This window comes from Mesorhizobium sp. M8A.F.Ca.ET.057.01.1.1 (assembly GCF_003952565.1).
Classification (GTDB): Bacteria; Pseudomonadota; Alphaproteobacteria; order Rhizobiales; family Rhizobiaceae; genus Mesorhizobium.
Genome location: NZ_CP034454.1, coordinates 1486984 through 1507334, shown reverse-complemented (window position 1 = coordinate 1507334; position 20351 = coordinate 1486984). Strand labels below are relative to the sequence as shown.

Here is a 20351-nt window from a genome sequence, read left to right as displayed (position 1 = left end):
GCAATGGCCGAAGCCGAGAACACCATGGCGATCGCGGCGAAAGCCGCCGCGAAGCGCAAGGTCGCCAACCTTGCCTTCTGGTCGATCGTGATCGCCTTTGTCGTGCTCGCGCTGAAAGCCGCCGCCTGGTACATAACCGGATCCGTGGCGCTCTATTCGGACGCGCTGGAATCGATCGTCAACGTCATTGCTTCGATGGCCGCCTTCTGGGCGATCCAGGTCAGCTATAAGCCGGCCGACCAGGATCACCCCTTTGGCCACCACAAGGCCGAGTATTTCTCGGCCGTGCTGGAAGGCGTGCTGATCGTGCTCGCCGCGCTTTTGATCCTGAACGAAGTCTGGCGCTCCTGGCAGACGCCGGCTCCGCTCCAACAGCCTTGGAAAGGCCTTGCCGTCAACGGCGTCGCCACCGTCGTCAATGCCTTCTGGGCCTGGACGCTGATCCGCGTGGGCCGAGCCGAAAAGTCACCGGCGCTGGTCGCCGACGGTAATCATATCATGACCGATGTTGTAACCTCGATCGGCGTCTTCGGCGGCCTGGTCGGAGCAATCCAGACCGGCTGGCAGATCCTCGATCCGGCGCTGGCCGTGATCGTCGCGCTGAACATCCTGTGGCAGGGCTGGCACGTCATCGGCTCGTCGATGAACGGGCTGATGGACCGGGCAGTGGACACGGCGGAGCACATGCGCATCCGCGACATCATCTCGGCCAATTGCAAGGGCGCGATGGAGGTGCATGACCTCAAGACCCGCATCGCCGGCCGCGCCACCTTCATCGAATTCCATCTGGTCGTCGACGCCGACATGTCGGTCGGTACCAGCCATATCATCTGCGATCGAATCGAGGACGCGCTGAAGGCCGAACTCCCTTCGGTGCGGGTGACCATCCATGTCGAGCCCGACGACGAAGCCAAGCTGCCCAAGGGTACGACGGCGGTGCCGTTCGCCTGAGGCGGTTCACCAAGTCTCGATTGAGAGGCCGTTGATGCGCTCGAATTCCCGGACGTTGCGGGTGATCAGAATGAGGCTTCTAGCGCGCGCCTGCCCGCCAATGAGCGCATCATAGGGGCCAATTGGCGTCCCCAACGCTGCAAGCGTTGCCCGAATCTCTCCGGCATGCCTCGCGTCCTCTCGATCGAATTCAAGCACCGGGAATTGCAAAGCTTCGATGCGCGCCAGATTTTCAGCTCTTCTCTTGCTCCTTTCGGCACCATAGTACAGTTCATGTGCCACGATCGCCGAAAGCGCAAAATCCTGCGGCGTGTGCTGTTTCAGAAGCGCGAGTAGACTCGCGTCACCTTTGATGACGGCAATAACGGCATTGGTATCAAGCAGGTAGATCACTTGAAGATGTCGTCCAAGGCAGGTCTATCCTGCCCCTCCTGCCGTTCCAGCGCCGCTTCGACAAAATCCTCGTCGACTGGTCCGATCACCTGGTCAAGCCACGCCCAATCCTGCACGAGTGGCTCGAGTATGACAGTATGCCCATGGCGACGGATCGAAACCTCGTCCGTTTCGAAACGAAACTCTTTGGGCAGACGCACAGCTTGTGACCGGCCCGACCAGAACACCTTTGCCTTGTCCATCATGCCATCCTCAAATGAGATATAGCAAAGATATATCCCTTCGCGGCATTGTAGACAAGCCCGTGCTTACGGCGCACACGCCGATTGCGGCATCGCCTGCAGCCGATAGACCTTGTCGTCGGACTTCGTCTTGCCGTCGGCGGCTTTCGAGCACAGGTCGACGATTGCAATGCTGCTGTTGGGATTGGCCAGCATCATCGTGCCGTTGGCGCCGCGCTTGAGGAAGATTTCCTTCTGCGCGATGTCGCATGAAAAATTACTCATCTTGGCGCTCGCCGCGCAGCGCCACTGGTCAGCCTCGCCCTGGCAGGAATAGGTCTGCGTGACCTTGGCCCCCTTCTGCCGCGTGATGACCGAGACGGCGATGTCGGCGCCGTCGGGCCAGTTGGCGACATCGCCGCCCGAGGCGTACGAAGCGAGTTCCACAGGCCCGCGGAACACCCGGATCGACTGCGTCAACTGGTCGGGATGCGAACCCATATGCGCGGCGTCATAGTCGCGCCCGTAGCAGAAGGCCTGATCGGGTTTGAACCGCTCGCGCAACGGCGGCCCGAGCGCCGGGTCGATCGGATCGATGCGTGCGAACTCCGCCTTGCAGGTCGCCGCCGGCATCGGGTCGAGGCGAAAATTGTCGTCCTCCGAACCGAGCGCCTGCCTGACGTATTCCGCCTTGCCGAGCTGCTCCTCGGAGTCCGGATCGAGGTAGATGTCGGACGACAGGTCCGACAGGATCAGCCGGCCCTTGTCGTCGAGCTTCAGCGAAGCCAGCGTACGGTCGCAATCCATGCCGCAGCGGATCGGGCCCGATTTGCCGTCCTCGGACTCGTGATTGCACCAGCCGCCGGCCCATTCCGGCGCCTTGGCGCCACGCACCGTGGTGGTGAGGAAACCATTGTAGGACGTAGCGGAATTCGCGTTCGGTTCCTCATTCGGGCGGCTGACCGGGTCATGGCCGTAGTAGAAGAAGATCCGTGCCACTTTCTGCTTCGGATGCGCCTTGAGGTGCGCCGCGTCATAGACCCGGCCGAAACAGGCGTCTGCCCCGTTGGGGCTGAGTTCGGTGAGCTTGAGCGCATCGTCGGCAAACACGGATCCCACAAGTCCGCCAAGCAGTGCCGCGCCAAGTCCGGCGCTAGCGAACGTCTTCCATTCCCCGAACGCCATGTGACCCCCTCCTCCGCCTCGACAGGACGCAAGGTCAATTTATGCTAGTATTGCGGCAGCGGCCACGCAAATCGCGCTGCGCCGGCAAGCCAGGGAGGGGACGCCATGCGCCGACGTGACATGTTCCGGGCGGTTCTCGCCGGAGCCGGAACGCTTCTCGGCCTGAGTGCGGTCCGGGCGGCAACCACCGAGCCTGTGAGGCTGAAGGTCGCCTATCACCTCAGCGACCTCGACAAGGTCAATTTCGTGCTCGGCAATATCAAGAACCACTATGAGGGCACCGGCGGCAACGTCGAGATCGCGCTGGTCGTGCATGGTCCAGCCCTTGCCGGCTTCAAGTCGAAGGGCATATCGGCGGCCATTTCGGGTCGCTTTACCGGTCTTGTCCAGCAGGGGCTCGACCCGCATGCGTGCGGCAACACTATGCGCGGCATGGATATTACGCTCGCCGACCTGCTCGACGGCTTCCATGCCGCCGACAAGGGCGGCGTCGTCAAGCTCGCCGAATTGCAAACCCAGGGCTATGTCTATCTCAGGCCTTGAAGCGGCACCGCCTTGAATGCAAGGTGGCAAGACCCGCCAAGAATCTCGGAAATCCCCGGAGGAACAGCCGTGCCAGAGACAGCCCTTGGTCTTGTCATCCCCGACCTCGCCGGCAAGGCGGTGCTGGTCACCGGCGCCTCGACCGGCATTGGCGCGGCGCTCGCGCTCGCCTATGCCGAGCAGAAATGCAAGGTGGCGCTGCACTACAATTCCAGCCGCGACGCCGCCGAGAAACTCGGCCAAACCATTCGCGACGGCGGCGGCGAGGTCTTCCTCGTCCAGGGCGATTTTTCCCTTCCCGCCGATGTCGAACGCGTCGTCGAGGACAGCGCGCGACATTTCGGCCGCCTCGACGGGCTGGTCAACAATGCCGGCGGCATGCTTGGCCGCATCCCCTATGCCGAGCAGACCGAGGCGCATTACGACGCGGTGATGGACCTCAACGCACGCTCGGTGCTGACCGCCTCGCGCAAGGCGATGCCATGGCTGAAGAAACAGGGCGGCTTCATCGTCAACACCTCGTCGATCGCCGCGCGGAATGGCGCTGGCGGCGGCGCCGGCCTTTACGGCTCGGCCAAGGCCTTCGTCTCCAACGTTACGCGCGGCATGGCCAAGGAACTGATCGGCTTCGGCATTCGCGTCAACGCCGTGGCGCCGGGTACCATCCTCACTCCCTTCCACGAACGCTATTCGACCGACGAGCAGATGAAGGGCATGGTCGCCACCATTCCGCAGGGCCGCGCCGGCACGGCGCAAGATTGCGTCGGCGCCTATCTGTTCCTCTCATCGGACCTGTTGAGCGGCTACATCACCGGCCAGGTGATCGAGGTCAATGGCGGCCAGTTGATGCCTTGACCAGCGACCGGCATACTGGACACACTCCTTTCGCGCCAACCCTGGGGAAGACGAGGACATGTACGGACTGATCGGCAAGATGCGGGCGGCGCGCGGCCAACGCGACGCTGTCATGACTGTGCTGCGCGAGAGCACCGGCGCCCTGCCCGGCTGCCTGAGCTATATCATCGCCACCGACCCGGCCGACGCCGACGCGATCTGGGTGACCGAAGTGTGGACCGATCAGGCAAGCCACAAGGCCTCGCTGCAGCTTCCGGAAGTCCAGGCGGCCATCGCCAAGGCGCGGCCCTTCATCGGCGGCTTCGAGTTCCAGGTGGAGACGCATCCCGTCGGCGGCTTTGGGTTGGCTGAGGCCAAAACCGGCTGAGGCGCCGGAACCTGCTTTTCCGGTACGCCGGGGTTCGCATTTTCACATCCCGGGTCTAAGACCAGAGCATGGATTCAGCGGCCGAGCAGCCACCTCCCGACCAGCCCGCTGTCGAGCGCATGACGCGGCTGGGCAAGCGCTGGCAATGGCTGATCCTGCTGGTCATCTCCGCGCTGTTCGCCGGCGCGCTGGAACTCGCCGCCTTGCCGGCGGCGCTGCTGATCGGCCCGATGCTTGCCGCCATCGTCGCCGGCACCAACGGCGCCACGGTGCGCGTGCCGCGCCTTGTGTTCGGCTCCGCCCAGGCTGTCGTCGGCTGCCTCGTCGCGGCTTCGATCTCAGCCGATATCTTTCCGGTTTTCTACAAGGAATGGCCGCTGTTCCTCGGCGTGGTGATCGCCACCGTCGCGGCCTCCAGCCTACTTGGCTGGCTGATCAGCCGCTGGCGCATCCTGCCCGGCACCACCGCCGTCTGGGGCTCTTCGCCGGGGGCCGCCACCGCCATGGTGCTGATGGCCGGCGCCTTCGGCGCCGACCGGCGCCTGGTCGCCTTCATGCAGTATCTGCGTGTCATCTTCGTGTCGATGACGGCAGCCCTCGTCGCCAAGATGTGGGTCGACACCTCGGGCATCGAGGTCCCGCCCATCGTCTGGTTCCCGACGATCGACCCGCAACCCTTCGCCGCCACGATCGGCATGGCAATCGTCGGCGGCCTGGCGGGCAGGCTTTGCCGGCTGCCCTCGCCTTTCTTCCTCGGCAGCTTCATCTTGGGCACCGTCATCCATCTTGGTCTCGGCGTGCCGATGCAATTGCCGCAATGGCTGCTGGCGGTCAGTTACGCGATGGTCGGCTGGTCGATCGGCCTGAACTTCACCAGGCCGCTCCTGCGCCATGCGGCCCGCGCCCTGCCGCAGATCATCACTTCGATCGTCGCACTGATCGCCTTTTGCGGCGGCCTTGCCTTCCTCATCAGCCATCTCGCTGGCATCGACCCGCTGACCGCCTATCTGGCGACCAGCCCCGGCGGCATGGACAGCGTCGCCATCATCGCCGCCGCCGCGCACAACGTCGACATCTCCTTCGTCATGGCGCTGCAGTCGGCGCGTTTCCTGATCGTGCTGCTCGTCGGCCCTAGCATCGCGCGCCTGGTGGCCAGAAGCATCAGGGAGTGAAAGCCCGGCATCGGGCAATGTTACCGCGCCGCCGCAAGGCGCTCGGGCAGGAAATCGACGAAGACGCGCACCTTTGGCGACAGATGGCGATTGGAGGGCCACAGCATCCGGAACTGGCCGAGGCCGTCGACATGGTCGTCCAGCACGGTGCGCAGCCTGTCCTCGCGCAGCGCCTCGCGCACCAGGAAATCGGGCATGCAGGCGATGCCGAGACCGGCGATCGTGGCGCCTTTCAAGGCTTCCATGTTGTTGCAGGTCAGCATCGAACGGATCAGCGGTTGGGCGCTCCCGGTAATGAACGGCCAGTCCAGCAGCCTGCCGCTGTTGAGATAGCGGAAGTTTATGCCGAAGTGCCTGGTGAGATCCGCCGGCACGCCGGGCATGCCATGGCGCTCGAGGTAGGAAGGCGCCGCGCACAGCAGCATGCGAAAGGGCGCAATGGGTTTCGACACCAATCGTGAATCGGGCAGCTCGCCGCTGCGGATCGCGACGTCGATGCCTTCCTCGATGACGTCGACGATCCGGTCGTTGAAATCGATATCGAGCTCGATCTCGGGATAGCGCGCCATGAACTCCGACAGCACCGGCAACAAGAGATGATAGGTGACGATCGGGGTCGAGACGCGCAGCCGCCCGCGCGGCGTCTCCCGTGTCCGTGACAGCATCGCCTCGGCATCGTCGATGTCGTCGAGGATACGCCGCACGCGCTCGTTGAACAGCTTGCCCTCTTCGGTCAGGCCGATCCGCCGCGTGGAGCGCTGCAGCAGCCGCACGCCGAGTTCCTGTTCGAGCCGCGCGACACTTTTGCCGACCGCGGAGGCGGAGATGCCGAGCGCCCGGCCGGCGGCGACGAAGCTGCCGAATTCGGCAGTGCGGGCGAAAGCCAGAAGGCCGCTGAGGCGATCCATCAAACTGCTCCATTCGAGCGTTTCAGTCCGTTATGTCGAGATATTTAATACCATTTTTCCGGAGCCGTCACCGACTTATCTTGATCGCATGACCGGGCGCCGCGATTGCGCGGCATGCCGGCACAGACTGCCCAGATAGGAAAAACCATGACCTTGAAGATCACAATCGGCGCCGAGAGATGGCTCGTGCTCTTGTCCGTATGCCTTGCTGCCATGACGATGCCCCTGACCTTCACCGGCCCGGCCGTCGCGCTCTCCCGCATCGCAGCCGATCTCGGCGGCAGCCCGATCGCGCTCAACTGGGTGACCAACGCCTTCATGCTGACCTTCGCCGCCAGCCTGATGGCGGCGGGCGCCCTGGCCGACAATCATGGCCGCAAGCGAATCTTCCTCGTCGGTCTCGCCCTCTACATCCTCGCTTCGCTCGGCGCGATGCTGGCGCCCGACATCGCCTGGTTCGACGTCTTCAGGGCCGCGCAAGGGCTGGGCAGCGCCTTGGCCTTTGCCGGCGGCGCCTCCGCACTTGCCCAGGAATTCGAGGGACCATTGCGGCTGCGCGCGTTCTCCTTCCTCGGCACCAGTTTCGGCATCGGGCTGGCCTTCGGCCCGATCGCTTCCGGCCTGCTCATCGCCGCATTCGGCTGGCGGTCGATCTTTGTGCTGGTCGTGGCACTCGCGGTTGCCTCGGCAATCCTCGGCCTGCGCACCATCAGGGACTCGCGTGACCCGGATGCGACCGGCCTCGACTGGGCGGGCGCCGGCACCTTCACGGTCGCGCTGGCCTCGCTGACCTATGGCGTGTTGCAGGCGCCGCAGAGCGGTTGGGCCGATCCTCTTGTGGTAACGCTTCTCGGCGTTGCCGTCCTTTGCTTTGTGCTGTTCGTCATCGTCGAGCGGCGCGCGCGCCGGCCAATGCTCGATCTCACCCTGTTTCGCTTTCCTCGCTTCGTCGGCGCCCAGTTTCTTGCGGCGGCGCCCGCCTATGGCTTCGTGGTCCTGCTTGTGCTTTTGCCGATCCGCTTCATCGGCATCGAGGGTATGAGCGAGATCAAGGCCGGGCAATTGATGATCTGCCTGTCGGGGCCGCTGCTGATCCTGCCCTTGCTTGCCGGTCAGCTTGCGCGCTGGATCGCTCCGGCCACCATTTGCGGCGTTGGCCTGCTCGTCGCGGCGGCTGGCTTGGTCTGGCTGAGCCTGACGCCATCGATCGACGTCGCACTGGTCGCGCCGCTGGTCCTGATCGGCGTCGGCATCGCCTTGCCCTGGGGATTGATGGATGGGCTCGCCGTCAGCGTCGTGCCAACGGAGCGCGCCGGCATGGCGGTCGGCATATTCAACACCACGCGTGTCGCTTGCGAGGGCGTGGCACTCGCCATCGTCATGGCGACGCTGTCAGGTTTCACCGCGGCGCAGCTCGCCGCTCGAGGCGCTGCGCCGTCCAGCGACGCGGCTGCCGCTGCGCAATTGCTGGTGACCGGTAATGTCGGTGGAACCGCGCAACATTTGCCGGCGGCCCGCGCCGCCGTTCTGGTCGAGGCCTACGAAACGGCGTTCGACAGGCTGCTGATCGTGCTGGCGGCAATCACCATCGTCACCGCCCTTGTCGTCTTCCTCGGCCTGCGTCGAGGATCCGCGCCCGAACACGAGACCGTGCCGCTGCCGGCCTGCCAGGAAGGTAGGTGCGGCTGATGACAAGGCAAGCGACGAGGGTCTCTGGTGTGGTCATCAATCCAGCCTGTGCATCAGATCGTCATCCAGCCAGCGGCCGAAGAAATAGACCAGCTGCTTGTGCCACCACGGCCAATCATGGCTGACGTCGCCGCCCCAATAGTCGACCCAGGCGGGAATGGACTTGTCGCGCAGGATCTGTTCCAGCTGGCGCGTCTCGACCAGCATGCGCTCTTCCCAGGCGCCCTGCCCGCAACAGAAGATCAGCCTCAGCGCCTTCAGCCGCGCCAGCAATTTCGGGTCGACGATGCCGGGCAGATAATCGAGCGGCGAGTTGTAGAAGATATCGCCGTCGAGCGCCTTGCCGAAGAAATCGCGGGCTGAATAGACACCCGACAGGGAGATGACGCCGCTGGCGAGTTCGGGAAAACGGAAGACGAAGTTCGAGGAATGGTAGCCGCCCATCGAACAGCCTGAGAACAGCGGCTTCAGCCGCCGTCCGCCATTGGCCTGCGCCGCGGTTTCCAGAAATTCCGGCAGCGCCTCCTCTCGCACATAGCGGAAATAGGCCTCGTGGCGGGCGATGCGGTGCGCGGGGTCGGCACGCTTGTCGAAGAAGGATTCCGAGTCGATGCCGTCGACCGTGAACAACTGGATGCGGCCGGTGTCGATGAACTCTGCGAGCGCGCCCACCCCGCCGGAATCCTCGAACTGGTAGAACCGCCCCTGCGAGGTCGGGAACACCACGACCGGCCGGCCGGCATGGCCGTAGCGCTTGTACTCCATGTCGCGGCCGAGATTGCGGGCGAAAGCCTGGTGATAGGAAATATCCATGTCCTCAAGCCTTTTCCGCGTGGATATAGGCAACCGCCTCGCGCAGTTCCGCCTGATCCTTCGAGCGCATCTGGTAGGCGTAATCTCCCATGGCGCGGCTGAAAACCTTCTCGATGGCCTGATGGCGGACGATCTTGTCGCCGTGCGCGGCTAGCACATCCGCATGGCTGTGCAAATAGTCGAGGTGGCGCTTGCGGCTGGCATAGGCGGTGAAATACTTGCCTTCATAGGGGCCTCCGGCTGCGTCCTTGACGACCATGTCCGCCCAGGCCGCATAGACGTCGATGTCGAACGTGTAGTTGATCGCGTCGGTCATCCAGGCGCCGGGCGGGCGCATGTTGACCTCCAGCGCGATGATGCGGTCGTCCCTGGTCTCGAACAGTTCGATATGGAAAAAGCGTTCGCGCACGTCGAATGCTTTCAGGATCTTGCGGCCGGCCTCCTCGACGACAGGCCTGATCCGGGGAAAGCAGGTGTAACTCATGTGGCGGTCCTTGTTGACCACCTCCATGACGCTCTGGTCGTATCGATGGCTGGCCGCCAGCACCACCTCGCCGTCGCGGTTGACCAGCCCGTCATACGTCACCACCAGCCCCTCGATGAACTGCTCCATGACGAAGGTCACATCCTCCGGCTTATCCCGGAAGAACTGGTCGAGCTCTCTCGCATTCGAGATCTTGAACGTGTTCGAAGCGCCGGAGCCCGAATCCGGTTTCACCACCACGGGATAGCCGACGCGGCGGATGAAGGTCATGGCGCCGGCCCGGTCGGAGCATTTGCGCTGCGCTATGGTCTCGACGCCGCTCTTGCGGAAGAACGCGCGCATGCGGCTCTTGCGCTTCAGATTCTTCACGAAATCGAGCTTGGTGCCGTAGATGTTGAAGTCGGTGCGGATGTTGGCTTCCAGTTCCAGCCAATGCTCGTTGAGCGATTCGAACCGGTCGATGCGGCCCCATTTGTGGATGAAATGCCCGATCGCCCGGAACACCGCATCGTAGTCCTCCATGTCGGCGATACGGTAATATTCCGAAAGCGCTGCCTTCAGCTTGCCGTCCAGAACGTCAAAGGGTGCGTCGCCAATCCCGAGCACGGTCGCGCCGGCCTTCTTCAGCCGGTCGCAGAAATCGGCGCCGTTGGCGGGAAAATGCGGCGAGAAGAACACGAAATTCATGGACGACCCCCTGCCGGCGGGCACCCCGCCACCGTTCAAGTCTGGCGCATTTGCAGCGCGCGGGGAAGAGCATCCGCGTCAGGGATAGATTCCATCGGGCCGGCAACGCTTGCCTCCAACAGGCCGCTCCTGTATGAGAGCGGCCATGAACACGCGCGCCACCACCGCTTCCCGTCAGACCGGCTTTGCCGGCGAGACCGTTCGCGCGCTTGCCTCGACCCTGCTTCTTCTCGGCCTTATCGGCGATCGCCGGGTTCGCTGAAGGAGCGCCCGGCGGTCGAACCGCCGCGCAAGCGCATGCTCCTTGGCAAATCATATCAAGCGAACGAAAATCTGGTAAAGGCGCCGCTTGGCACCACATCCGCCTGAAAGGCGGACCCGCCAGCCGCCGGGAGAAACGACGATGAACGCACGAGAAGACATCCGCGCCAGCGAGGCCGCGACCGGCAAGCAAGTCGGCCGGGGCATGCCGGACGCAGCCCGAAAATACCAACCTTATCCTACGGTCGGTCTCATCGACCGGACCTGGCCCTCGAAGGTGATCGACAAGGCGCCGATCTGGTGCTCGGTTGACCTGCGCGACGGCAACCAGGCACTGATCGATCCAATGGGCCACGAGCGCAAGGCGCGCATGTTCGCGCTGCTGCTCGACATGGGTTTCAAGGAGATCGAGATCGGCTTCCCGTCGGCTTCGCAAACCGACTTCGACTTCGCCCGCTGGTGCATCGAGGAAGGCAATGTGCCGGCCGATGTGTCATTGCAGGTGCTGGTACAGTGCAGGCCCGAACTGATCAGCCGTACCTTCGAGGCGCTCAAGGGCGCTGCCAACCCGATCGTGCATTTTTACAACTCGACCAGCGAATTGCAGCGCCGCGTCGTCTTCGAGAAGGATGTCGGTGGCATCAAGCGCATCGCCACCGACGCCGCCAAGATGATCACCGACATGGCGGCCAAGGCGGGCGGCGGCTACCGGTTCGAATATTCGCCGGAGAGCTTCACCGGCACCGAACTCGAGGTCGCGCTGGAGATTTGCAACGCCGTCACCGAGATCGTCAGGCCGACGCCTGACAACAAGCTGATCATCAACCTGCCGTCGACGGTCGAGATGTCGACGCCAAACATCTACGCCGACCGCATCGAGTGGATGTGCCGCAACCTCGACGCCAGAGAAAACCTGATCATCTCGCTGCATCCGCACAATGACCGCGGCACCGGCATCGCCACCACCGAACTCGGTCTGATGGCCGGTGCCGACCGCGTCGAAGGCACGCTGTTCGGCAATGGCGAGCGCACCGGCAATGTCGACATCGTCACCTTGGCGCTCAACATGTACACGCAAGGCGTCGATCCGGGCATCGATTGCTCCGACATCAACCGGATGAAGGACGTCTATGAATATTCGAACCAGCTGAAGATTCCCGAGCGCCATCCCTATGTCGGCGAACTCGTCTACACGGCCTTTTCCGGCTCGCACCAGGACGCCATCAACAAGGGGATGAAGGCGCTGAAGAAGGCCAACACGCCGCACTGGGAAGTGCCCTATCTGCCGATCGACCCGGCCGATGTCGGCCGCAGCTACGAGGCGATCATCCGCATCAACTCGCAGTCGGGCAAGGGCGGCATCGCCTATGTGCTGCAGGCCGATTACGGCCTCAATCTGCCGCGCAACCTGCAGATCGAGTTCAGCCAGGCGATCCAGGCGATCACCGATGCCGAAGGCAAGGAGGTTCCGGCCAAGCGCATTTACGAGCGCTTCCTCGAGACCTATGTCGACCAGCCGGGCGCGCGCCTGAAATTCCTCGACCACCACACCTATCCCGATACCGAGGTGAAGGGCCGACGGGTGGTCGAGGCGGTCATCCTCGACCACCGCAAGGAAGTGACGATATCAGGCACCGGCACCGGCCCGATCGATGGCTTCGTCGATGCGCTGTCGCGCCATGTCGGCGTCGAGATGTCGGTGCTCGATTATTCCGAGCACTCGTTGCAGCGCGGCTCGAACGCGTCGGCCATCTCCTATGTCGAGATGGAATATCCCGGGGGCAAGCTGTTCGGCGCCGGCATCAACACCAACATCGTCGCCGCCTCGCTGGAAGCGGTGACGTCAGCGGCCAATCGTATCGTCGGTCGCAAGGCGCGATAGCATCGGCCGGTCGGCGGCGCGGAGGCAGGAACAGCTCTCCGCGCCGCCATTTTTCAAGCCCGAAAAAGGCTTTGGTCTCGACTGGCGGATGCTGGTTCTCACGCCCATGCCGTGGCTTATGACGGCAGGGCAATTAACCACCGGAGAATTCTCCGGTGAGGTACGCGATCGCATAATGGGTGCATACTTGTTTGCCGGTGCGGGAACTATATGATCGCACCTCAACCTGTGCCGACTTCGAGAGGATCGACACTTGCAGCATGCCCCGCCTGCCGCCCCCGCAGTGCGCGAGACACTAGAGCGACTGCTTGCCAGCGAAACGTTCGGACGATCCGAGCGTGCACGCAAGCTGTTGCGTTATCTTGTCGAGCGCGAACAGGCAGGCGAAGCCGACCGGCTCAAGGGCTTTTCCATCGCCATGGATGTCTTCGGCAAGGATGGCGATTTCGATCCTTCGACCGACGCGGTGGTACGCGTGCAGGCGGGCAGGTTACGCGAGCTGCTGCAGCAGTATTTCGCCAATGAAGGCGTCGCGGAGCCGGTTCGCATAGCGATACCGCGCGGGGGCTATGTCCCGGCCTATGAGCTCAACGCGATCCGCTTGCCGGAACCCGCGAAACCCGCCGAGCAGATCGAAGCCGTAGCGGCTCCATCCGAGCACCCCGGTGATGCCATTGCGGCCACTGCATTGCTGGCACCGGCGGCGGCGCCGGAACCCTCGGTGGCACGCCATCTCCGGTTTTTCTGGATGGCTATCGCCGTGGTCATAGCCATGCTTGGCGTTCTGATATTGCGTCAGGGCAGCGGTGCGCTGCTGGCAGGCAACGACCTTGCGGCCACGGTCGAGACCGCGGGCCTGACCGGCAGCATCGCGCCGTCCCCCGCCAGCGAGGCTTTGCCGCTCGTCTACATTGCCGTCAAGGCCAGTGGCACGGATGCCAGCCGTGTCGCCGCAACGCTGCGCGCCGGACTGAGCGGCTTCGATACGATCGAGTTCATCGGTCGCGACACCGTCAACAAGGCCGATCCGGTCACTAGCGCGACGAGCTTCATCTTCGATATCCTGCCTGGGCCGGATACAGGTGACATCACGATCGAACTGCAGAGCGTGGCGACCGGACGGGTGCTTTTGTCGCGCAACCTGACCGCCGCCGACAGCGCGCCGACCACCGTCGAGAGCCGTATAGCCGGCATCTTGACGTCCGCTCTTCCTGGCTCCGGCACGATCTACAGCTATCTCGAACAGAGCGGCGTTCAAACCGGCCTGACACAGTGCCTGTTGTTCAACGGCAAATACTATCTCGACCAGAATGCCAGAACGCACGAGGCCGCCTATCGCTGCCTCGAAAACCTCGCCGAAAACGGCGCCAAATCGTCACTGGTTTATTCCGAGCTTGCCTCGTTGCAGCTCGAGGCCGTGAACGATCACTACGCCTACCCGCCTGATGCGACGATCGATAAGGCACTGACATTCGCGCACCGCGCCGTGCAGATGGGACCGACCAGCCCCAACGCGCATCGCGCCTATGGCTATATCTATTCGAGACTTGGCAATGCCGACGAGGCGCTGCGCTGGATGCGCAAGGCCTACGACCTTAACCGCTACGATATAGCCATGGCTGCCGCCTACGGCTACGGGCTGATTTTCGCCGGCCGCTATGCCGAGGGGACGCCGATCCTGGCTCGGGCGGTGGATGCCTCCAGCGGTCATCCGACATGGTGGGATTTTGGACTTTTCGCCGGCGAACTCATGCTTGGCGACACCAACAAGGCGGCGATCGCCAGTTCCTCTCTGAGAACAACCGCAACGAAGTCGCACTATCTTGCCGCCCGGCTGATCGGCGCCAAGATCGCCGGTCAGGACAATCTGGCGCGCAAGCTGCTCGACGAGCTGAACGCCAAATTTCCGAAATTCGCCGCCGACCCGCGCGCGACCTTCATCGATCGGAAATATCCGCCCGATCTGACCGAGCGGCTGGTTGGAGCCCTGCGCGCGGCAGGCCTCGGCAACGCGAGCTGACGTCCCACGGACAGGATTGTTTGGACCAATCGAATTGTTGGCCGCCGAAAGCAGGCGGCAAAGCCCCGATATGACTGGTTTTCCGGCCTTGTCGCGCGAACTCGCGAGATCGAGAGGTCGCAAGCGCCAGTCGTCGTGAAAATTTTACTGGCCATCGTTCTGGACAAGGAGCAAACCAGTCGCATTTCCCATCTTGCCTCGCAATTAAGCTTTCAGATTTCATGATCGCATCGCTTCACGTCGCCGAACAGGGTGCTGGGTCGAAGGCCATCGTCCTGCTGCATGGCTTCGGCGGCTGCCACGATATTTGGCACGAAGTGATCGCGTCGCTGTCGCCTGCGGTACGCACACTCGCCTATGATTTGCCGGGGCACGGGCTGTCGCTCGATTTCCCCGGTGCCGGCCCGGCCAAGCTGGCGGCAAGGGCCGTCCTGGCCGATCTCACCGCGCGATCGGTAAAGCGCGTTCATCTGGTCGGCCACTCGATGGGCGGCGCGGTGGCGGCGCTGATGGCGCTGGCTGAGCCCGACAAGGTGGCGTCGCTGACACTTCTGGCGCCTGGCGGCTTCGGCGCCGAGATCAACGGTCCGCTGTTGCGCCGCTTTGCCGCCGCAAGGGACCCATCCGACATCCAGGCGTGCCTCTCGGCGATGTCGGGACCACTGACGCGGCCCATCGATCACACCGTGGACGCCCTCGGGGACATGCGCCGGCGACCCGGCCAGGTCGAGAAACTCATCGAGATCGCTGCCGCCATGACCAGCCAAGACCGGCAGGGCGTCATCCCGCGCGACCGGTTGGAAACACTGACCATGCCGGTGAAGGTGGTATGGGGAAGCGATGACCCGATGCTACCCTTTACCCACACGGATAATCTGCCCGTGCAATTTCATGTGCACCACGTCCCGGGGGCTGGCCATATGCTGATCGAGGAGGCGCCAGAGCTGATCGCCGCGATCATCCAGCGCAACATGAACCGCCGAGCCAGGCCCTTGCGCCCGAAATTAGCCGCGACCGACTGACAGGGCCAGCGCGACACCGCCCCGGCGCCTCGCCGCCCTGATCGCGCCAGTGCATTTTGCCGGCGGCTGTGTTAACTCCGTGTTAACCAACCCCGCGAGGCAAGACGCCGATGAAGGACGCAGGCGAGAAGATCGATCCGTCAAGCAAACTGTCCGATGCCATCCGTGACGTGAAGAACGCCTTCGCCGACCGCGACGATGTCGTCGTCGACATGCGCGAGGCGCACCGCATGCGCCTCGACCTCCTGGCCGCGGACCTCGCGCCCGTCTTTGCCGATGTTCCAGCCGACATGGACAATTTCGACTTTGTCGTCTCCTCGGGGCTACAGCCGCGCCTGTGGATCGATGCCGTCAGCCATGTCGCGATGGGGCGCGACCGCCGCACCTACCGCTTCCTCAAGGACACTCGCATTGGCCGTGTCGTGCTTGCCGAGTCGACCGAGATGAAGCCGGTCGCCGATTCCGTGACGCGTTATGTCGCCGAGCGCATCGTCGAGCGCCGGAGAATGATGGAGGGTGGCGTCGAGCCAGCGGTCGCCGGCATGAGACGCGCCGAGGTCACGGAAGCCGAGCCGCCGCTGCGAGCGTCTACGCAAGGCAAGGGCTGGTCGGCCTTCCTGTCCGGCCTTGGGCTGGTCGCCGCTGGCGGACTGGTTGGTCTCGCGGTGTCGGCGGCGCTGTTATGGGACCGCGTCTCGGCCATGGTTCTCAACTGGCGGCCATAACCGCGTCGGGCTCGACACCGAGTTCCACGGTCTGCAGATCGGAAGGCGGTATGGACGGCCCGGTCAGGCCGCGTCGTGTCAGGCGGATGCGCCAGTTTCCCTTTTCGCCATCGATATCGAACAGATTGTACTGTGCTGCCGGGTGATTGCCGCCCGGCGCCTGGCCAGCGGCGGCGACCCCGACGACCGGGACCTTTGCATCGCGAGGCCCGATCTGGAACAGCGACGGCAGGTGCGAATGGCCGTGCAGCACAAGCTCCGCGCCATGGCGGCGGATGATCTTGTGGAAGCGGGCGATGCCGAACAGCCGCTTGTGCTGGGAGACGGCGCCCCGCACCGGCGGGTGGTGGATCATGATCGCGCGGAACAGCCCTTGCTTCGCCGTGCTGTCGAGGATCTTGCCCAGCCGAGCCGCCTGCCCCTCAATGAAGAAACCATTGGCCATGAAGGGCGCCGTGGCGCGCGCCGTCGAGACGCCGATCAGCGCGACATTGCCGCGCACGCGCAGATAGGGAAATGCATTGCGATCGACCGGCGTGTTGACACCGTCGCCGCTCATCCACGCCGCCCATGACCGGCAGATCTTGTCGAAGGCACCGGGTACATAGGCATCATGGTTTCCCGGCACGACCGAAACGTCATGGGGCGACCCCAGCGTCTCGAGCCAGTGTTTGGCCATCTCGATCTCGCCGTCGAGCGCTAGGTTGACGAGGTCGCCGGTGACGGCGAGATGGTCCGGGCTTTGCGCCTTGATGTCGGCGACGATGGCGTCGATGACCGCATCGTGCATGTGGCGGCGGCGGTTGCGCTGCCAGTTGACGTAGCCGAGCACGCGCTTGGAGGCGAGATCGCGATAGGATACATCGGGAAGCGGCCCCAGATGGACATCGGAAATATGCGCGAGCCTGAACATTCCTCCTTCATAGGCGACGTGCACGCCGCTTTCCACCCACAGTTTCGCTACTGATGCCGACCGACGACGAAGCCGCGTTCCGCCAGACCGGCTGGGCGGGCTTGAGGGCTCGGCTGTTCCATCTCTATTTCGTGCTGCGGCGGCCGATGACGCTCGGTGTGCGCGGCCTGATCCACGATGCCGCCACCAATTCCGTCTTCCTCATTCGCCACACCTATGTGCCCGGCTGGCAGCTTCCCGGCGGCGGCGTCGAGGTTGGCGAGACGCTGGCCGAGGCGCTGGCCCGCGAACTCGCCGAAGAGGGCAACATCGCGATGGCCGCCACGCCGGTGCTGAAGTCGATGCATTTCAACCGCCGCGCCAGCCGCCGCGACCATGTCGGTTTCTATCTCATCGAAAATTTCAGCCAGACCGCGCCGAAACTGCCCGACCATGAGATCGCCGAGGCCGGATTTTTCCCACTCGACCGCTTGCCGGAAGGCACCACACCGGCGACGCTGCGGCGGATCGCCGAGGTTTTCGGCAGCGTGCCAGCATCGCCCTATTGGTAGATCAGGCCGCCGCCCTCGCGAACTTCGCCCGATTATGCGGCGCGCCATAGTCAAGCGCCGGTCCCACCGGCACAATCCGCGTCGGATTGATCGTTTCGTGGCTGCCGTAATAATGCGCCTTGATGTGATGCAGGTTCACCGTACCCGCCACACCGGGCACCTGATAGAGGTCACGCAGATAATTCGACAGGTTCGGATAATCGGCGATGCGGCGCAGGTTACACTTGAAATGGCCGACATAGACCGGGTCGAAGCGCACTAGAGTGGTAAAAAGCCGCCAGTCGGCCTCGGTGATGCGGTCACCCACCAGATAGCGTTGCCTGGACAGGCGATCCTCCAGCCCATCGAGCGTCGAAAACAGCTCGCCGAACGCTTCTTCATAGGCCGCCTGGGTGGTGGCAAAGCCGGCGCGGTAGACGCCGTTGTTGACTGAGGGATAGACCAGCGCGTTGATCGCGTCGATCTCGCCGCGCAGTGCCTGGGGATAGAAATCGAGGCCGGCATCGCCCCATTGATCGAAGGCTGAGTTGAGCATCCGGATGATTTCGGAGGATTCGTTGGAGACGATGGTCTGTTCCTTTTTGTCCCAAAGCACTGGCACCGTCACCCGGCCCGAATAGGCGGAATCCGCCCTGGTGTAGATCTGGTGCAGGAAGTCGAGGCCATAGAGCGTGTCGCCAGTGGCGCCGTCCTCGGCGACAAACGTCCAGCCATTGGCGCCCAGGAAATGATGCACGATCGAGACGGAGATGACGCCTTCGAGCCTCTTCAACGCGCGAAAGATCAGCGTCCGGTGCGCCCAGGGACAAGCGAGCGAAACATAAAGGTGATAGCGGCCGGGCTCCGCCTTGAAGCCTCGTCCGCCTTCCGCCGGTGCGCCGTCGCGCGTGATCCAATCTCGCCATTGCGATTGCGGCCGCACGAACTTGCCACCGCTGTCCTTGGTGTCATACCAGCGGTCTTGCCATTTACCGTCGACCAACAATCCCATGGAAATATCCTTTCGCGTTTCCACCTCATGTAGAGCGCGATGCGGCACGGCGGAATCATTCAGGGCTGAACAGATCGTCAATCGATAGGGCCAGCGAACGGGTTGATTGCGGCGGCGCAAAATTGATGCTAGCGGACACTTTGCATGTTCGATTTTGCTTTGATCCGGTTTGACCGACGACGAAAGGGCGCCCGCGCTTGATGAAGCGCTGACTGGCGAATGCTGCCGTTTGCAGCAACCCTTCCTCCTCTACCGGAACGCAAAGACCATGAGCCTTGCCGACGTGAAGTACCTGCCGGAAACCCCGGCGCACGATCCTGAAATCGAAGCCATCAATGACGAAGCCTTCGGGCCCGGCCGTTTCGTGCTGGCCGCCTACAAGATCCGCGAGGCCGGTGGGCATGAGCGCGCTCTGTCCTTTGTCGCGGTCGACGGCGACCTCGTCGTCGCCTCGGTGCGCATGACGCGCATAGCGGCCGGTGTCGGCCGGGCGCTGATGCTTGGGCCGCTCGCGGTACGGCCCGCCTTCAAGAATCTCGGCATCGGCCGCCGGCTGGTGGCGATCGCGCTGGAGGCCGCCGCCAAGGCCGGTGCACCCGCCGTGATCCTGGTTGGCGACGAGCCCTATTACGGGCCGCTCGGCTTCAAGCGCATACCGCGCGGCCAGATTTCGATGCCGCGGCCTGTCGACCTCGACCGGCTGCTATCGCACGAGATCACGCCGGGCGCGGTGGCCAGGCTTTCGGGCGAGGTCGGCCACGCCAGCCAGGCCAGGATCGTCGAGCACGCCTGAGGCAGCTTCGGGAAGGTATGAGCGGGGCCGCGGTTCGCCGTTTCTGCAAGACGGCGAACTGCTCCATCTTGACCTCGTCTGTCGATCCGGGCCTGATCCGTCCCCGTTCTCATAGGAAAGCCCATGCTCACAGGAAGGATGACGTCATGAATCCCAACGGCCAGATCGCGATCGTGACCGGCGGCGGCTCCGGCCTTGGCGAGGCAACCGCTCGCGCGCTTGCCGCCAAGGGAGCCCGTATCGCCATCCTCGATGTCGGCATCGAGCGCGCGGCCAAGGTCGCGGCCGAGATCAGCGGCATCGCCGTCCAGTGCGACGTCGCGAGTGCCGACAGCGGTGACGCCGCCCTCGCCGATGTCGCCGCCAAGCTGGGCGAGCCGCGCATCCTGGTCAATTGCGCCGGCATCGCCATCGGCGTGAAGACGATCGGCAAGGATGGCCCGCATCCGCTCGACCAGTACCGCAAGGTGATCGAGGTCAATCTGATCGGCACCTTCAACATGATCCGGCTGGTTGCCGACCGCGCCGCCAAGCTCGAGCCGCTCCAGGGCGGCGAGCGCGGCGTCATCGTCAACACCGCCTCGGTCGCCGCCTATGACGGCCAGATCGGCCAGGCGGCCTATTCCGCCTCCAAGGGCGGCGTGGTCGGCATGACGCTGCCGGTGGCGCGTGATCTCGCCCGTTCCGGCATCAGGGTCTGCACCATCGCGCCCGGCATCTTCAAGACGCCGATGATGGCCGGCATGCCGCAGGACGTGCAGGATTCGCTGGGTGCCGCCGTGCCCTTCCCCTCACGCCTCGGCGAACCATCCGAATATGCCGCACTTGCCCTGCACATCATCGAAAACCAGATGCTGAACGGCGAAACCATCCGCCTCGACGGCGCCATCCGCATGGCTCCGAAATAGCGCTCGCCGAAGTTGTC

At 63.8% G+C, this 20351-nt stretch carries 22 protein-coding genes; 13 read left to right on the top strand and 9 right to left on the bottom strand.

Annotated features, from left to right (window positions below):
- The first annotated feature begins 3 nt into the window (after positions 1 to 3).
- Complete coding sequence (locus EJ077_RS06700; RefSeq protein WP_281040196.1) at positions 4 to 951, top strand: cation diffusion facilitator family transporter; 948 nt, start codon at positions 4 to 6, stop codon at positions 949 to 951.
- 6 nt (positions 952 to 957) lie between these two features.
- Here EJ077_RS06700 and EJ077_RS06695 read toward each other — a convergent pair whose 3' ends face one another.
- The 3 genes from EJ077_RS06695 to EJ077_RS06685 all read right to left on the bottom strand — a co-directional run bounded on the left by EJ077_RS06695 (position 958) and on the right by EJ077_RS06685 (position 2750).
- A complete protein-coding gene (locus EJ077_RS06695; RefSeq protein ID WP_208700619.1) occupies positions 958 to 1344 on the bottom strand; it encodes a type II toxin-antitoxin system VapC family toxin in 387 nt (128 codons plus the stop codon).
- Positions 1341 to 1586: an antitoxin gene (locus EJ077_RS06690; RefSeq protein WP_127278955.1), complete on the bottom strand. Its 246-nt coding sequence runs from the start codon at positions 1584 to 1586 to the stop codon at positions 1341 to 1343. Before EJ077_RS06690 ends, EJ077_RS06695 begins: the two co-directional genes overlap by 4 nt.
- A 66-nt stretch (positions 1587 to 1652) precedes the next feature.
- Positions 1653 to 2750, bottom strand: a complete 1098-nt coding sequence (locus EJ077_RS06685) for a hypothetical protein (protein WP_208700616.1) — start codon at positions 2748 to 2750, stop codon at positions 1653 to 1655.
- A gap of 105 nt (positions 2751 to 2855) precedes the next feature.
- Here EJ077_RS06685 and EJ077_RS06680 point away from each other — a divergent pair, with 105 nt between their 5' ends.
- From EJ077_RS06680 to EJ077_RS06665, 4 genes are all read left to right on the top strand, one after another.
- Positions 2856 to 3293 carry a DsrE family protein gene (locus EJ077_RS06680; protein WP_208700614.1) on the top strand — a complete coding sequence of 146 codons (438 nt, stop codon included), beginning with the start codon at positions 2856 to 2858 and terminating at the stop codon, positions 3291 to 3293.
- Between the two features lie 69 nt (positions 3294 to 3362).
- Complete coding sequence (locus EJ077_RS06675; RefSeq protein WP_135929230.1) at positions 3363 to 4148, top strand: SDR family NAD(P)-dependent oxidoreductase; 786 nt, start codon at positions 3363 to 3365, stop codon at positions 4146 to 4148.
- Positions 4149 to 4206: 58 nt separating this feature from the next.
- Positions 4207 to 4515: a putative quinol monooxygenase gene (locus tag EJ077_RS06670; RefSeq protein WP_023770344.1), complete on the top strand. Its 309-nt coding sequence runs from the start codon at positions 4207 to 4209 to the stop codon at positions 4513 to 4515.
- Between the two features lie 68 nt (positions 4516 to 4583).
- Positions 4584 to 5687 (top strand): AbrB family transcriptional regulator, encoded by a 1104-nt coding sequence (locus EJ077_RS06665; RefSeq protein WP_208700612.1) that lies wholly within the window; start codon positions 4584 to 4586, stop codon positions 5685 to 5687.
- A 20-nt stretch (positions 5688 to 5707) separates the two neighbouring features.
- Here the strand turns inward: EJ077_RS06665 and EJ077_RS06660 are convergent, their stop codons facing one another.
- On the bottom strand, positions 5708 to 6595 hold the full coding sequence (locus tag EJ077_RS06660; RefSeq protein ID WP_208700610.1) for a LysR family transcriptional regulator: 888 nt from the start codon (positions 6593 to 6595) through the stop codon (positions 5708 to 5710).
- Positions 6596 to 6742: 147 nt separating this feature from the next.
- On the opposite strand from EJ077_RS06660, the gene EJ077_RS06655 reads away from it, so the two are divergent.
- Complete coding sequence (locus tag EJ077_RS06655; RefSeq protein WP_208700608.1) at positions 6743 to 8284, top strand: MFS transporter; 1542 nt, start codon at positions 6743 to 6745, stop codon at positions 8282 to 8284.
- 36 nt (positions 8285 to 8320) lie between these two features.
- On the opposite strand, the gene EJ077_RS06650 is transcribed toward EJ077_RS06655, so the two are convergent.
- Together EJ077_RS06650 and EJ077_RS06645 are read right to left on the bottom strand one after the other, a co-directional pair.
- Positions 8321 to 9097, bottom strand: coding sequence for an esterase family protein (locus EJ077_RS06650; protein ID WP_135915165.1), 777 nt, complete (start codon positions 9095 to 9097; stop codon positions 8321 to 8323).
- 4 nt (positions 9098 to 9101) lie between these two features.
- On the bottom strand, positions 9102 to 10268 hold the full coding sequence (locus EJ077_RS06645) for an ATP-grasp domain-containing protein (protein WP_208700606.1): 1167 nt from the start codon (positions 10266 to 10268) through the stop codon (positions 9102 to 9104).
- Positions 10269 to 10671: 403 nt separating this feature from the next.
- On the opposite strand from EJ077_RS06645, the gene leuA reads away from it, so the two are divergent.
- The 4 genes from leuA (at position 10672) to EJ077_RS06625 (ending at position 16178) form a co-directional block, all read left to right on the top strand.
- Entirely contained in the window at positions 10672 to 12411 is a 1740-nt protein-coding gene (gene leuA / locus EJ077_RS06640; RefSeq protein WP_245458655.1) for a 2-isopropylmalate synthase, read from the top strand.
- A 253-nt stretch (positions 12412 to 12664) separates the two neighbouring features.
- The gene (locus EJ077_RS06635) at positions 12665 to 14431 is read left to right on the top strand and encodes a tetratricopeptide repeat protein (RefSeq protein WP_208700604.1); all 1767 of its coding nucleotides are present in this window, start codon (positions 12665 to 12667) and stop codon (positions 14429 to 14431) included.
- A 221-nt stretch (positions 14432 to 14652) separates the two neighbouring features.
- On the top strand, positions 14653 to 15453 hold the full coding sequence (locus tag EJ077_RS06630; protein WP_208700602.1) for an alpha/beta fold hydrolase: 801 nt from the start codon (positions 14653 to 14655) through the stop codon (positions 15451 to 15453).
- A gap of 110 nt (positions 15454 to 15563) precedes the next feature.
- On the top strand, positions 15564 to 16178 hold the full coding sequence (locus EJ077_RS06625) for a hypothetical protein (protein WP_127280843.1): 615 nt from the start codon (positions 15564 to 15566) through the stop codon (positions 16176 to 16178).
- Here EJ077_RS06625 and EJ077_RS06620 read toward each other — a convergent pair.
- Positions 16162 to 17091, bottom strand: coding sequence for a metallophosphoesterase family protein (locus tag EJ077_RS06620; protein ID WP_208700600.1), 930 nt, complete (start codon positions 17089 to 17091; stop codon positions 16162 to 16164). The genes EJ077_RS06625 and EJ077_RS06620 overlap by 17 nt on opposite strands.
- A 53-nt stretch (positions 17092 to 17144) precedes the next feature.
- Here EJ077_RS06620 and EJ077_RS06615 point away from each other — a divergent pair, with 53 nt between their 5' ends.
- Positions 17145 to 17642 carry an NUDIX domain-containing protein gene (locus EJ077_RS06615; RefSeq protein ID WP_135881246.1) on the top strand — a complete coding sequence of 166 codons (498 nt, stop codon included), beginning with the start codon at positions 17145 to 17147 and terminating at the stop codon, positions 17640 to 17642.
- A 1-nt stretch (position 17643) separates the two neighbouring features.
- Here EJ077_RS06615 and EJ077_RS06610 read toward each other — a convergent pair whose 3' ends face one another.
- On the bottom strand, positions 17644 to 18633 hold the full coding sequence (locus EJ077_RS06610; protein WP_208700598.1) for a glutathione S-transferase family protein: 990 nt from the start codon (positions 18631 to 18633) through the stop codon (positions 17644 to 17646).
- 55 nt (positions 18634 to 18688) lie between these two features.
- On the bottom strand, positions 18689 to 18871 hold the full coding sequence (locus tag EJ077_RS31570) for a hypothetical protein (RefSeq protein ID WP_210212154.1): 183 nt from the start codon (positions 18869 to 18871) through the stop codon (positions 18689 to 18691).
- A gap of 30 nt (positions 18872 to 18901) precedes the next feature.
- Here EJ077_RS31570 and EJ077_RS06605 point away from each other — a divergent pair, with 30 nt between their 5' ends.
- Together EJ077_RS06605 and EJ077_RS06600 are read left to right on the top strand one after the other, a co-directional pair.
- Positions 18902 to 19426 (top strand): GNAT family N-acetyltransferase, encoded by a 525-nt coding sequence (locus tag EJ077_RS06605; RefSeq protein ID WP_208700597.1) that lies wholly within the window; start codon positions 18902 to 18904, stop codon positions 19424 to 19426.
- A 146-nt stretch (positions 19427 to 19572) separates the two neighbouring features.
- Positions 19573 to 20334: a 3-hydroxyacyl-CoA dehydrogenase gene (locus tag EJ077_RS06600; protein ID WP_208700595.1), complete on the top strand. Its 762-nt coding sequence runs from the start codon at positions 19573 to 19575 to the stop codon at positions 20332 to 20334.
- The last annotated feature ends 17 nt before the right edge of the window (positions 20335 to 20351 follow it).